The 14,369-nt window shown below is 52.3% G+C and carries 9 protein-coding genes; all 9 read left to right on the forward strand.

The window, feature by feature from the left end:
* The first annotated feature begins 222 nt into the window (after positions 1-222).
* The gene (locus OXH16_17555) at positions 223-1,599 is read left to right on the forward strand and encodes a right-handed parallel beta-helix repeat-containing protein (GenBank protein MCY3683205.1); all 1,377 of its coding nucleotides are present in this window, start codon (positions 223-225) and stop codon (positions 1,597-1,599) included.
* A 10-nt stretch (positions 1,600-1,609) separates the two neighbouring features.
* Positions 1,610-2,725 (forward strand): sialidase family protein, encoded by a 1,116-nt coding sequence (locus OXH16_17560; GenBank protein ID MCY3683206.1) that lies wholly within the window; start codon positions 1,610-1,612, stop codon positions 2,723-2,725.
* A 17-nt stretch (positions 2,726-2,742) separates the two neighbouring features.
* On the forward strand, positions 2,743-4,389 hold the full coding sequence (locus tag OXH16_17565; GenBank protein MCY3683207.1) for an amidohydrolase family protein: 1,647 nt from the start codon (positions 2,743-2,745) through the stop codon (positions 4,387-4,389).
* Positions 4,390-4,666: 277 nt separating this feature from the next.
* A complete protein-coding gene (locus tag OXH16_17570) occupies positions 4,667-5,365 on the forward strand; it encodes an outer membrane beta-barrel protein (GenBank protein ID MCY3683208.1) in 699 nt (232 codons plus the stop codon).
* A gap of 12 nt (positions 5,366-5,377) precedes the next feature.
* Positions 5,378-8,599, forward strand: coding sequence for a TonB-dependent receptor (locus tag OXH16_17575; GenBank protein ID MCY3683209.1), 3,222 nt, complete (start codon positions 5,378-5,380; stop codon positions 8,597-8,599).
* A 23-nt stretch (positions 8,600-8,622) separates the two neighbouring features.
* Positions 8,623-10,932 carry a hypothetical protein gene (locus tag OXH16_17580; GenBank protein ID MCY3683210.1) on the forward strand — a complete coding sequence of 770 codons (2,310 nt, stop codon included), beginning with the start codon at positions 8,623-8,625 and terminating at the stop codon, positions 10,930-10,932.
* Between the two features lie 16 nt (positions 10,933-10,948).
* Positions 10,949-11,890 carry a PorV/PorQ family protein gene (locus tag OXH16_17585; GenBank protein ID MCY3683211.1) on the forward strand — a complete coding sequence of 314 codons (942 nt, stop codon included), beginning with the start codon at positions 10,949-10,951 and terminating at the stop codon, positions 11,888-11,890.
* Between the two features lie 8 nt (positions 11,891-11,898).
* Complete coding sequence (locus OXH16_17590) at positions 11,899-13,269, forward strand: GWxTD domain-containing protein (protein ID MCY3683212.1); 1,371 nt, start codon at positions 11,899-11,901, stop codon at positions 13,267-13,269.
* Positions 13,270-13,281: 12 nt separating this feature from the next.
* Positions 13,282-14,369 (forward strand): hypothetical protein (locus OXH16_17595; protein MCY3683213.1); only part of this gene is annotated, 1,088 nt, incomplete at its 3' end.

Consider the following 14,369-nt stretch of genomic DNA (forward strand, 5'->3'; position numbering starts at 1 on the left):
CGTGATGCGAGTCGTCAAACGAAGTGAGAGGATTCACGGTGTGACCTCCTCAAAAATTGGACTCCTTGTGCGATTGGATTGACTTCCAAACTATCACCGGGACTCGCCAGAAGCAACTGAAAAACGCCCGGTCCCGCGAAACGACCCTGCTTGACAGAGCACAAATCTCTATATATGATGCCTGATACAGCAAATCGCCAAACACCAGAAAGGGCGTAAACCATGAGCAATGTGCGAGATTTTGGAGCCAGAGGAGATGGGATCTCAAACGATACCAAAGCAATTGAGAACGCGCTGGCAAAAGGAAACGGAACCCTACAGTTTCCAAAAGGCGACTATCTCATTACTCACACGATTAACGTAAACTTAGCCGACAGCGGACGGGTAAGCATAGATGGATCGGGAGGCACGACAAAAATCCTCATGGGAGGCGCAGGACCGGCCTTTCACATCACGGGCACACACAGACGATCAGCCGATCCCAAAACCTTTGAACTGCGCGTCTGGACCCATGAAAGAATGCCCACAATATCAAACCTGGAGATCGAAGGCAAACACCCGGAAGCAGATGGCTTCTTGCTAACAGGCACCATGCAGGCGACCTTTGAAGGCGTACTCTTGCGAAAGCTAAACCACGCCATCCACATACACGACCGCGCCCGAAATGTGCTTATCTCCCACTGCCATATACACGACAACCACGGTGCAGGCATTTTCCTCGATCATGTAGATCTTCACCAAATCATCGTAACGGGTTCCCACATCAGCTATTGCAAACGCGGAGGCATCAAAATCATCGGCTCACAAATCCGCAACTTGCAAATCACCGGCAACGACATCGAATACAACTTCGACAAAAAAGCGGACCGATCCGCAGACATCTGGATCGACACCAGCGACGGAGTCTCCTCAGTCCGCGAAGGCACCATATCGGGCAACACCATCCAGGCAAAACCCTCGCCAGGAGGCGCGAATATATTGATGATCGGTCACTCTCCCCAAACGAATAACAAAGTAGGCATGTTCACCATCGCGGGAAATTTGATCGGCTCGCAACAAAATAACATCCATCTCATTGCAGCCAGAGGCGTCACCATCTCGGGAAACGCGGTCTACAATGGAGTCAACAGAAACCTTCTGGTGGAACACGCGCAAAACATCGTAATCGGCAGCAACAGCTTTGACCACAATCCCGATTACGGTCCCTCGCGCTGCACTGGCATTCAATTTATAAACAGCACAGACAGTATTATGAGCGGAACAACGCTTCACGAATTCAAAGGCATTCAGGACGAAGAAGACGATCGTCAGGGCCTGTTGGAAATCATCCGTTGCGCCCGACTCACTGCAAACGGCTGCCAGATCCTGGACGGCTATCCCAGCGCGATATACGTAACCGACTCCGACGACATCAGCGTCACCGGATGTACCCTACTCGAAAGGCGTAAACAAAAAGAAACCGTTTCAACCATCCGCTGGAAAGGCATGGGCAGTGGCAATTTATTGAACAACAACCGAATTGGACACGGCACAGCAGGTGCATTATCCATAGACGAAACTGCTGGTGTTCAAATCAGCCATAATCGAATGGATAACTGAGGAGATAAACTTGTCTCTCAAACCCGACCACTCAAAAGTCCCTGGCGTCGTGATAGATCACAGACCCGCCAGCACAAAACAATACCTGGGCAGCCCGAGCATCGTCATCATGCCCAACGGCGATTATATCGCATCCTATGATCTTTTTGGACCGGGCACAAATTACGACCGCATGGCCGTATTTCGTTCGCGCGACAAAGGCGAAACCTGGACTCAAATAATCGAACAGGTTGGCCAGTGGTGGTCCAATCTGTTTTTGCACAAAGGCGACCTCTATCTCCTCGGCACAAGCCGCGAATATGGCTATGTTGTCATTCGGCGATCTACGGACGGGGGTGAAACATGGACAGTACCAAAAGACAAACACACCGGACAACTCACTACTGAGGATCGCTATCACTGTGCCCCAATGCCAGTCGTCGCCCACAATGGATATCTCTGGCGCGCATTTGAATTGGCACATGGTCCTCGAGAAGAGTGGAAAGCGCTGGTCCTCTCCATACCCGAAGATGCAGACCTGCTTCAAGCTGAAAACTGGCGATTCAGCGAAGCGTATCAACACCTCTGGTCAAGTTCACAGTGGATTGAAGGCAATATCGCGATCACGCCAGATAACAAACTGGTAAACATCTTGCGTTCAAATTTGCGAAATGTCTCGCCCGAAGAGATACAAGCAGGAAGCGATAAAGCGGCTATGCTGCACATCTCGGAAGATGGAAAAACACTGACACACGACCGGGACAGAGACCTGATCAATTTCCCGGGCGGCGGTGTAAAATTCACAATTCGATTTGACGATCAAACACAGCGCTATTGGTCGCTGGGATGCAAACAAACCAATCCGCCAGCATACCGCAATATACTGGTCTTAACATCGTCTGCAAATTTGCAAACCTGGCGAATCGAATCCGTGATCTTGCACCATCCCGATCCAGAGAAACACGCATTTCAATACGTTGACTGGCAATTTGAAAAAAACGATATAATCGTGGCATCTCGCACAGCCTATGACGATGGCCTGAGCGGCGCGCACAACGCGCATGATGCTAATTATATGACATTCCACAGAATTGAAAATTTCAGAAATCGAACAATAGACGACCCGCCCTTAAACGAGAGAGAGTAGCTCTCGGAAAGGATATAATGAAAGCAATTCACAACCTGCAGCCAGACAGGATATTTTACAATGGCAACCTGATCACCATGGCCGATCACAAAGGGACTGCGGTTGCCGTGTTGAAAGGATCTATATGCGCTGTGGGATCTGATCGTGAAATTATCGGCCTTGCAGGACCCGACACCGAACGTACCGATCTGGCGGGAAAAACCCTGCTACCCGGATTTTACGACACACATGGACATTTTCCAAGCGCGGGCCTCGTGGCTGTTTCCTCTGTAAATTGCAATTCTCCGCCGATGGGACCCGTGGAAAAAATCGATGATATTGTCCAGCTATTGGCAGAACGCGCCAAAGACGTACCAGAGGACCAGTGGGTATTGGGCAGAGGCTACGACGATACCTTACTGGAGGAGAAACGACACCCCACACGAACAGACCTGGATCGCGCTTCGCAGAACCACCCGATTTGCATCGTCCATACCTCGGGCCATTTTGCATCGGCAAATACACGCGCATTAGAACGCGCCGGAGTCCATTCCGACACGCCCAATCCAACGGGTGGCGTGATTCGCAAGGACCTCATCTCAGGAGAGCCGGACGGTGTTCTGGAAGAGACCGCAATGCGTCCGGTGAGAAATCTGATCCCCCCATTGGACGAAGCCCAGTGGTTTGAGGGATTGGAGATCGCGGTAAATGAATATGTCCGTGAAGGCGTAACCTCCGTAGTAATCGCTGGCTGTACTCGCCGAGACATTGCGCGCCTGCAAACAGCCATCGACAGCGGTAAGCTGCCCTTGCGCATGGTTTGTATGACCGGGAAAAGCAAGCCCGGTCAGCAGTCGATTCTGGAGACAAGCGGATTAAAAACGGGCTTTGGAACGGACCGCTTGCGATTGGGCGCAGTAAAAATGTTTCAGGATGGATCCATCCAGGGCTATACGGGTTATCTGAGCAAACCCTATCACGAACCATTTATGGGTGATACCCGGTATCGCGGCTATCCCATGCGAAGCCGAGAAGCCCTGGTCGAGATGGTAGATGAAGCCCATCGGGCGGGCAAGCAGATTGCGATACACGGCAATGGAGACGCGGCAATCGACGATATTTTATCTGCCTATGAACAGGCACAACAAAAAACGCCCCGCACAGATACGCGGCATCGCATTGAACACTGTCAAACAGTCAGAGAAGATCAGCTCGATAAAATGCAGACACTGGGCGTAACCCCCTCTTTCTTCGTTCAGCACACCTATTACTGGGGTGACCGCCACGAAGCGATTTTTTTGGGACCCGAGCGCGCGCATCGAATCAGCCCACTGAAATCGGCGTCCGACCGTGGAATTCGCTTTACCATCCACAACGACTCGCCAGTAACCCCGACCAAATCGCTCTTTTCCGTCTGGTCCGCAGTGAACCGCCTATCGCGCAGTGGACAGTGCATGGGCGAAGCACAGCGGATCGATCTTGAACTGGCATTTCGGGCAATCACAATTGACGCCGCCTGGCAAAACTTTGAAGAAGATGTAAAAGGATCAATCGAGGTGGGCAAACTGGCGGATTTTGTGGTTTTAGAATCAGATCCATTTGCAGGAGATGTGCGGGCTGTAAAGGATATTGCCGTGCAGGAAACAATTGTGGGAGGCAAAACAGTTTATCGCAAAGCGTGCTAACAACCGCAAAATATAATCATTTAGAAAGAAAAGAACGGCAATTTTTCAACAGTTTGCCGTTCTTTTTTTTAATAATCACAATATGCCGGACAGAACTTCGCTTGCCTTCACAAATTAAGTTCGTTAATATATCAAAGTGATCTATTTTATTTTTCAAATAAGTTTTAACACAATATAAAAAACTAAAATTAATATCTGGTAAGGAGGTCCAATGACCTGATGCAATTGCGTCTCGGAAATCTATTTGACACAACATCCATAAGCAAAGGAGGTTCCGTTGAAAAATGTATTCTCGATTTTATGCATTGTCGTGCTGTTGCCGAATGCGCAGGCAACCGCACGAGAAGGTGCTTTTGGCGCTGGCGGATTTTTCGACTTCTACATCCCCGTCTTTAACTTCAAAGATATGTACGATAGTGGTACAAAATTTGGAGGCACAGCGCATTATATTTATCACAAACGCAAGATGGTCGAAGTAGAATTTCACCATGCCCGCTTTAACAATGGCAGCCTTGAAACACGCACCTTCAGTTTCAGCGACGGTAAAGATTACACCAGCCCACAGGCCGAAGCCAACATGACCATTAACAGCATCAATGCCAACTGGCTATTTGCATTGCGGGAACAGGGATTTGGCCAGGGCACAACGCTCTATCTCACATTTGGCGCAGGCCTTCACGATTATTCCAGCAAAGTCAGCGGTCTGATCTTTGCCGGTCAAACACCTTCGGGTGCTGGTGCGCCCCCCGACCCAACCATCCTCATGGAACCCATCAACGACACGCGCACAGCCTTTAGTGCCAGCTTTGGCGGCGGGGTTCAAATCGGTATGGGAGACAAAGCCGCGTTAGATGTGCGTGTACGCTATAATATTGTGATGGGAGAGTTGCGCCCCTTCCTCGTTTGGGGCATTGAAAAAACATATCCCTTCAACCTCATTGATATCGGTGCAGGTATCAAATTCAACTTAAATTAAGGAGAGCCGCGAATGAAACGAATCGTTATGATTTTCATACTTCTGTGTTGTGCCTCTCACCTCCAGGCAGGCACCACGGGTAAAATCGCTGGTATCATCAAAGACGATCAGGGCAATCCGCTTCCCGGCGCCAATGTAATCGTAGAAGGTACGCGACTCGGCGCCGTAGCAGATGCCGATGGCAGCTATTTTATCATCAATATTCTACCGGGACGATACGCGCTCACAGCTTCGCTTATCGGATATACCAATCAAACCCAGAGCGATGTATCGGTCAAAACGGACTTCACCACGCCTCTCAACTTTCAACTCAAAGAAACCACAGTCGAATTGGCCGAACTCACAGTCGTGGCCGAACGCCCACCCGTGGAAAGAGACAAAACCACGAGCAAATACATCATGGGCGGCGACACGATTGATCGGCTATCTACAGCGGCAAGCACCTCAGAACTCATGAGCCTTCAGGCCGGCGTCTCTCTCGACAACAACGAACCCGCCATTCGCGGCAGCTATCAGGGCAACCGCGGCACGACGGAAACACTCGTCTATTTGGATGGCGTTGTCATGGATGCGGGCACTGCCCGGGGCGATGTTCAATTTGTCGGAGTCAACAGCGACGCCGTGCAAGAAATCACCGTCATCACCGGCGGGATGGAAGCCGAATACGGCAATGCCACATCTGGCGCCATTCACATCATCACCCGAGAAGGCGGCAAAAATTTTCACGGCAAAGGCCGCCTCTCCTATATCCCGCCGGGCAAAAAACACTGGGGTGGCAATGTCTATGATAGCCCCATCCACAAAGGCAGAATGAAATGGGGCGATGCGACATGGGAAAATGAAACATACACAGATCCCGGTCCAGACCGCCAGATGGGAACGGGCGACGACATCACCCGCCTGGCGCACGAGCGCACGGACTATACCGGCATTCACGGTTATGAAGTCGATGGGTCACTCTCGGGCCCATTGCTGGGAAATGCTTCCTTTTTTGTCACCGCACAGCACGAAGGACAGGCCTCGCATTTTCCCTCCCCCACCAAACGCGGCATCTTTCACCAGGCCGTCTCAACATCTCCACAAACCGCCCGCTGGATCGAATCGCCCTACAACATCAAAGGCACCTACAAACTGGCCTGGGATGTGCAGTCCAACATAAAAGTTAAAGTCGGTGGGGTCTATGCCCGCCACGAAGCCTATCAGGTCGGCGAGGGGGAAAGCTGGGTACAGGGCGTCAAGCGCACCGTTGGTCGAGAACTTCAGGGTATCGACATCTTTCTTCCCGCAAACGAAGCCGGTGCAGGCATCGCCAACGTCAAACACGATCTGGCGTACATATCCCTCACACATACCTTGAGCAACAAAACCTTTTACGAAGCCCGGCTATCCTATTACCGCGACGCCACAGACACAACCAATGTGCCGGGTGTCACCAGCCAATTTGGCGGCGGCATTACAGAACCGCTCAGAAAAGATCAGGACGGGGTATTCACCATTGGCCCCAGACGGGTCTCCATCTGGATCAACGACCACCGCGCCCGCCTCAACTTCAAACTCGATTATTCCAGTCAGATCAACAAGAACCACTTTATCAAAACCGGCATTGATCTGACGCGACACACCTACTGGTGGAACCAGATCAACTGGCCGCAGGCGGGCAAATCGCGCTATCAACTCGCGGGCGTGCCCTACGAAATGGGTGAACCCATTAACCCCATCCAATCCGCCTTTTACCTCCAGGACAAAATGGAATTTGAAGGCATCATCGTCAACCTGGGCATCCGCTACGACAGACACGACCACAACGGCGATTTTTATTCCCCACTTGCCAATAATGCCTGGGGCGGAGCACCCATGACCAACTCGTGGTCCCGGCAACGCAAATTTATGCCGCGCACCACTGTATCGACCAAATCGGCCTGGAGTCCTCGCCTGGGCGTTTCACATCCCATTACGGCCAATGCCATCATTCGATTTTCCTACGGTATCTTTCACCAGATGCCCGGGTTCTGGCACCTCTATTCCTACGAATGGCGCGGCGTTGCACCCCCCGAAGACTTCAACAACAACGGCCAAATCGACGATACCGAATGGCTCAATAAAAACAACCAGCGAGCCACCACGGGCAATCCCCATCTCGACTACAAACGCTCCACCAATTTCGAGGTGGGCACAGACTGGAACTTCTATCAGGACTATGTCCTGAGCTTTACGACTTATCAGCAAAGTGTAGATGGTCAGGTTCGATTCGGCAATGCCCTGTGGCGAGATCCCAGTCGCAAAAGCCAGGTGGGGCGCAACACACCGCTGGGTTATGTTTTTACAGACAATCGCGGATTTGAACTGAGCCTGAGAAAGGACTTCAGTCAGAACTTCTCCTTCCAGGTCGCCTACAACCACCAGTGGCAATCGGGAGGCAATGCGGGAATCAACCGGATTATTTACTTTCCCAACTCGCAATTTGTCGCATCTGATCTCTATTTCATCCAGCACACCAAAGACACCAATGGCGACGGCGTAGTCAATGCCAGCGACGACGGCTCAGAAGCAAAAGTACCGCTCACACCGCAGCAGATTCAGGACATCGGCGCCGAGGCAGACCGCTATATCCAGACCATTCGAGAAGGCACCAACCCCGACTGGAATCCGCTGACCGATAGCGAAATTCAGGAAGTGGAAAATCTTCCGGGTGTCTTTTACTTCACTCGCAACACCACCTCTGATCGAAGTGCGGGACGCGGTGGTGCCGCAGAAACCGCTGGTTTTGGCGACCGGCGCGGCACCATGAAAATCGCATTTACGTATGAAACGCCAATGCATTACGGTCCAGCCCTCGGCGGCTTCAGGCTCAATTTGATCAACACCCTGAAAACGGGACGCCGAATCAACATTCCGCATCCCACGCAGGGCAATGTCGAGCGATTTGGACCTATGGAAACCAAGACCAACCTGTCTTTGGAAAAACGCATTCGGGCAGGCAGAACAGAAGCCGTTCTATTTATGAACGTGTACAACTTCTTCAACCAGCGCGACCCGGCCACCGAATATTTCTGGCGCGGTCCCTGGTTTGATCGACACAGACAGGGTCCACAGGCCGAACTCTGGTATCTCTACGGCATGGACATGCCCAAACCCACGGACAAGAATTATATCAACTTCGGCGATACCAAAGAATACCACCGCTGGGCTGGTCGCCCCCGAGAGATCAGCGTAGGTCTCCAACTCGGATTTTAATTTCGTTATCAAGGAGCAATAACATGTATCCATTAAAACACATCGGATGGATGGGCGTTCTATGTGTGCTGGTATTTGCATCCGAAATCTATGCCCAGCAACCCGAACTTCAACGCCACCTGACCCGGGGCAAGCTCTGGGCCACCTTTCGCAATACCGGTACCCAGGGCCTGCGCGACGACAGCCGCCTGGGTGCAGATGCCGGCTTGATGTATCCCGGCTGGGGCATTGGCGAACGCGACTTCAGGGAATACTGGATCATAGGACAGGACAACGACCACCGCTATCACACCAGCCAGGGCGAGGGTTTTTGGGTTTTTACCAAAGAAGGAGGATCATACAATGTATCGACCTCCAACCCGCGCTACAATACCGACGACATCTTCGAAATGATCTACGATGCCGCTTCGGGGCCAGAGCGCGATCTGGGCGTTGAAACCCGGTCGTTCCTCACGGGCAATACCACGGCCAATTACTGGCCCGGAGCACCTGCACTGGTGGCCGACGAACCCATCGAAATCCACAATTACGATTACGGACGCTACATACCCAACGACAACGAGGCCGAAGAAATCATCATCTCCAAATGGACGACAGAACGCGGCCTCACCATTACCCGCAAAGCCAGAGCGTGGAGCTATCCGGACTACGACGACTTTATTATTCTCGAAGTCATCATCGAAAACACCGGCGATAACAACGGAGACGGCATACCCGATGCAGGGCTACCTGTTGATCACCAGGACGTTTACTTTGCCTTTGTGAACAACCTCGCCCCATCGTGGGCCGGACACCGCTGGCAAAACCAAACCGTACCGTGGGCGTATTCCGACCCGATCATCCTGGACGACTGGTACAAATACAGCGAAGCTCCCAACTTCGATGGTTTGCCCGCACTTCAAGGAAAAAAAATCTCATACGTCTATGACAGCGATCTGCTCTCTTCTGCCGGAGACGACACGGGCCAGCCTTTCGACAGAAACAACGCCCAGGCAGCCTATATCAACCGGGGCCAGCTCAGCCACGGCGAACTCATGGCTTTCCAGTACATCGGCCTGGCGCCCCTCGATTACGACCCCACCGACGGGTTCACCAACGACAACGAGACCTACGTGGCCCCCAAAACAATGGATCAGCCCGCCTTCGCCAACTGGTGGGAGATCTACGGGCGCTTCGATTGGGACACGCCAGATATTACCAACCTGAATAGCGACGAGAATCTCTACAATGAATTTATTGGTTTGGGTAGAGTTCCAGCCGTCCAGGATAATCCCTCCAAAGTCAGCCGCGTAACCTTCGCACACACCTACGGACCTTATGATCTGGCTCCCGGTGAAAAAGCCAAAGTAGTGGTCGCCTGGGTCGCCGGATCGGGTGCCGAATTTGCCGGTCCCGGCGGCGGTCCGATGGATGTTTACGAATGGGCGCGCCAGGGCAACCAGAGCCAGGTCGCCGACGGCGAACGGGCGATGGCACAGCATCTGGAACGCGCGCAATTTGCCTACGACAACAATTACGACCTGCCAGACGCGCCTCCCGATGTTGCCGTATTTGTAGATAGCGACGAAAACGGGAACAACGCCATCACATGGTCTGACCGGGCTGAAAAGTCCCCCGATCCGGATTACACGGGCGATGAAGCCCTGGATGTACAGGGCTATCGGGTCTATCGCACCCAGAACAACCACCTGGGACCCTGGGAACTCGTGGCTGATATCCCCAAAGGAACTACCCCATCCAACACGGAATACGCACCCAACACGCCCTGGACATCGCCCACGATCTCCTACGCCGATGGGGGAACCTACACCTATCGAGATGTAGAATCAGTGCCCGGTTTCAGGTACTGGTATTCGGTGCGCACCTACGATTCCGGACACAGCGACTGGAACGGCACAGGCCGAGCCATTCCATCTCTGGAATCCGGACACAGCGCACCCGAACAGCGCATGAATGTTTCGAGAAGCCCCATCGTGATTGCAACCCCTGAAAAAGACGCGCTATCCGAACAGGTGCGCGTGGTCCCCAATCCCTTTCGGGACGACCCGGGAGATGCCGACCACAGGTATCCACCTGCCAGCAACAATATTCGCTTTGTCAACATACCCCGAAAAGCAAAAATCTCCATCTTTTCAATCTCCGGAGATTTGATCGCCGTCATCAACCACCCGCAGCGCACCACCGACCCCGACCGGGGTGAAGCCACCTGGGATCAGCGCACGCGCACATTTTCCGGGCGCGTCGCCGCCGGACGCTACTACTACGTGGTAGAATCTCTGGTTGCTGGCGAAACGGGCAAAAAGCAGACCGGGATGTTTATGATCATCAAATAGTGCAAAGGAGGAACACGTGAAACGCTTACAAACAACACTCGTCCTGGTCTTCACTGCCTTTGCCCTATCGGCAACAGGCGCAGAGGCCGGGCTCAAAAAACTCGGCAATGCCGGATTCACCTTCCTCAAAGTCTCCCAAAGCGCGCGCGCAGTTGCCATGGGCGATGCGTACACCGCAGTGGGCACGGGTATTGATGCCATGTACTGGAATCCAGCGGGCATCACGCAAATCAATCGCGCCGCTTTTAGCCTGGGATACAACAAGTGGATGGTCAATTCCAAATTTTATTCGGGGGCTTTTGCCTATAACCTGGGCACGCAGACCATAGGCATCACGGTCTTGTCTTTCACACCCGACGAATTTGAAGAAACCACCATTTTCCAGCCCAATGGCACGGGCAATATCATTAAAGACAGCGACTTTGCCATTGGCCTGACTTATGCCATCAAATTCACCGACCGATTGTCATTTGGTGCCCAGGGCCGGTATATTCAAGAGACGCTCTATACCGATGTCAACAGCGGTCTGGATATCTCCATAGGCACACTCTTTTACACCGGGTTCCGGTCTTTGCGTTTGGCCATGACACTGAAGAATTTCGGACAGGATATCGTCATCATCGACGATACGGCCTTCCGCCCCCTCATCTACAGCATCGCGGCTTCGATGGAACTCTACGGCAACCTGGGCGATCCAGTTTCGCTTACCGTAGCTGCGGAAAATGCCTTCTTTGTCGATTTTGAAGGCCGCATTCACGCGGGTGCCGAACTCTGGTTGCACAATATTCTCGCACTGCGCGGTGGCTGGAAATTCAATAACGACACCGAGAGTTTTGCCCTCGGTTTTGGCCTCAAATACTCGGTCAATGAGCGCCCCTTCACTCTGGACTTTGCATATAGCGACATGGGCGAGTTATTGGATCCCACCTATCGGATAAATATCGGCGGTTCCTTCTGAGTTGCGATATGAAACATATCCTTTTGTCGCTGTGTCTCGTACAGGTGCTCCTCGCGCCAATTTCGGGAGAAGATATGCCCGTTATGGCGCGGGGGGCCATTCCGTTCTGGATCGACAGAGCGGGTTTTGATACGCCAGACAGCCTGAACTACGGCGAACTATATCTCCAGTATCCGTGTCGGCACCTTACCTTCAGAGCATTGAACGACCGCCAACAAGCTGCTTATCGCGTAGAAGCCACCTTTTTCTCCAGGCGCGATAGCATGCCCTTCAAATGGGAAAAACAGATCGTCACAGACGCGGGAACAGATCTGGGCGATCAAATGATTACAGAGGCACTGAGCTTCAGAATTGCTCCCGGCACCTACGGGGTTCGCGTTCGCCTGAAAGATTTGCAGGCCAATGCCGAAGGCATCTGTGAACTCGCCTTTACAATGCCCGAATTTGACAACGCCGCCCCGACCATAAGCGACATCCAGTTTGCCCACCGGATTGACGCCGCAAACACACAGACCACCGGAAATCTGATCAAGAACGGGTTCAAAATCGTTCCCAACGCGCGCAGGTCAATCGCGACCACTTTAAACATCTACTTTGAAGTCTATGGCCTTGCCGCAGGTGAAGGACGCGCTGCAACTTTCGACCTCGCCTATGCCCTCCTGGATACCGCGGGACAGCGGATCAAAAACTTTCCCTCAGCGCGCTACCGCAAACCCGGCGCAACCACAATCAAAACAGAATCCCTCGACATTGAGGGCATAATGCCAGGGCCGTATGTACTGGAAATCACTGCCCGCGATAATGGTACAGGCAAAATGACCACGCGCCAGCGGGCTTTTTCTATACAAAAACCTGCACTGGCAACAGACCCCGCCTCCTTAAAACGCTATTACAAACAAATCCGCTACATCGCCACAAAGACCGAACGCGAAACTTATACCTCCTTAAGTGCCGCCGAAAAAGTGGCATTTATTCTGTCCTTCTGGAAAAAACGCGATCCAACGCCTCTAACGCCCAAAAACGAATTTGCCACAGAACATTTCAAGCGCATTCGCTATGCAGACGAACACTTCTCTGCGCGCTCCGGGCAAAAGGGATCGGATACCGATCAAGGGCGTATCCACATCAAATACGGCTTGCCCACAGACATCGAGCGCAGTCCGTTTAGTGCCACCGGCAAAGCCTTTGAAATCTGGACCTACGAACATCTCAACTACTACGAGTTTGTATTTCTGGATCGACTTGGAGATGGCGTTTATGAAATGATCCACGCCACCATGCCAGGAGAACGCTACAACCCCAACTGGCGAGACGAACAAGCCATCGGGGACCAAACCGATCCCACATCGCTGCCATCTGAGGCATTTTCTCCGCCATAAGCAATCAAACCTATGGCAAAAACGCCAGCCCCACAAAACAGGTCAGAATCCCTGTCCGAGTACCTGACAAGTGGCGTGAGTCTTCGCGCCGTTGTATTGGGTCTCGCGCTCGTTGTTCTGATTAACCTCTGGATACCCTATTCAGAGTACATCGTGCGGGCATCGCGCATGAACCTCAGCCACTTTCCGGTCGCAGTATTCATCCTCTTTCTCCTCATACGCTACCTGCTCACCCCCCTGCTATCGGCCTGGAACCCCACCCTTCTTTTAACCCCTTCTGAACAGTTCGTCATCATTGCAATGGGGCTTGCAGGTGGCGTGGTACCCGGCTCAGGCGTACTCGGTTTTCTCCTGGGAACCATTGCCACACCCTATTATTTTGCCACGCCAGAAAACCGCTGGGCGGACTTCTTCCACGCCCACCTTCCCACCTATTTGGTACCACCCAATACCAACGGCGCAATGCGCGATTTTTACGAAGGCGCACTGCCCGGCACGCCAATCCCCTGGTCTATATGGGGAGCGCCCCTTTTTTGGTGGCTTGTTTTCATCGCCGCCATTGTCTTTGTTTCAGCCTGTATTGCAGTCATCTTGCGCCGCCAGTGGTCTGAAAATGAGCGTTTGGCATTTCCTTTGTTAAGTCCGACCCTGCATATTGTTTCTCCAGAACAGACACGCGATAATCCCTTGCAGTACAGAGGTCTCTACTGGGCCGGATTCGCTCTCTCCTCTGGCATTCTCGCCTGGAATATCCTCCACTACTTCTGGCCTATCGTGCCCGATATTAAACTGACACTTCCGTTTTTTTATTTCGCCAAAGGTTATCCCCCTATCTTTCCCCGATTCAATATTTACGTCATGGGATTTGCCTATTTTGCCAACCTCGACGTGCTTTTCAGCATGTGGTTTTTCCATCTTCTTTTTTATCAAATCCCAGGTGGCCTCTTAAACCGCATTGGATTTGACATGTCCGGCCGCGGCGACCCCTATGGTGCGCTTCACTTTTCCGGTGCGGGCTGGTTGTGTTTTGGCGCTCTGTGTTTTTTCGTTTTTTGGGGCTTGTACATCTCTCGCCATCATCTTAAAGCAGTCCTTCTCAA

It is taken from the genome of Gemmatimonadota bacterium, assembly GCA_026705765.1.
In the GTDB taxonomy this organism is placed as follows: Bacteria; Latescibacterota; UBA2968; order UBA2968; family UBA2968; genus VXRD01.

Bases quoted from the DNA above. Each gene is read 5' to 3' on its own strand.
- OXH16_17555 (MCY3683205.1), top strand. From the start codon at position 223: ATGAGCAATGTGCGAGATTTTGGAGCCAGAGGAGATGGGATCTCAAAC.
- OXH16_17565 (MCY3683207.1), top strand. From the start codon at position 2,743: ATGAAAGCAATTCACAACCTGCAGCCAGACAGGATATTTTACAATGGC.
- OXH16_17575 (MCY3683209.1), top strand. From the start codon at position 5,378: ATGAAACGAATCGTTATGATTTTCATACTTCTGTGTTGTGCCTCTCAC.
- OXH16_17580 (MCY3683210.1), top strand. From the start codon at position 8,623: ATGTATCCATTAAAACACATCGGATGGATGGGCGTTCTATGTGTGCTG.
- OXH16_17590 (MCY3683212.1), top strand. From the start codon at position 11,899: ATGAAACATATCCTTTTGTCGCTGTGTCTCGTACAGGTGCTCCTCGCG.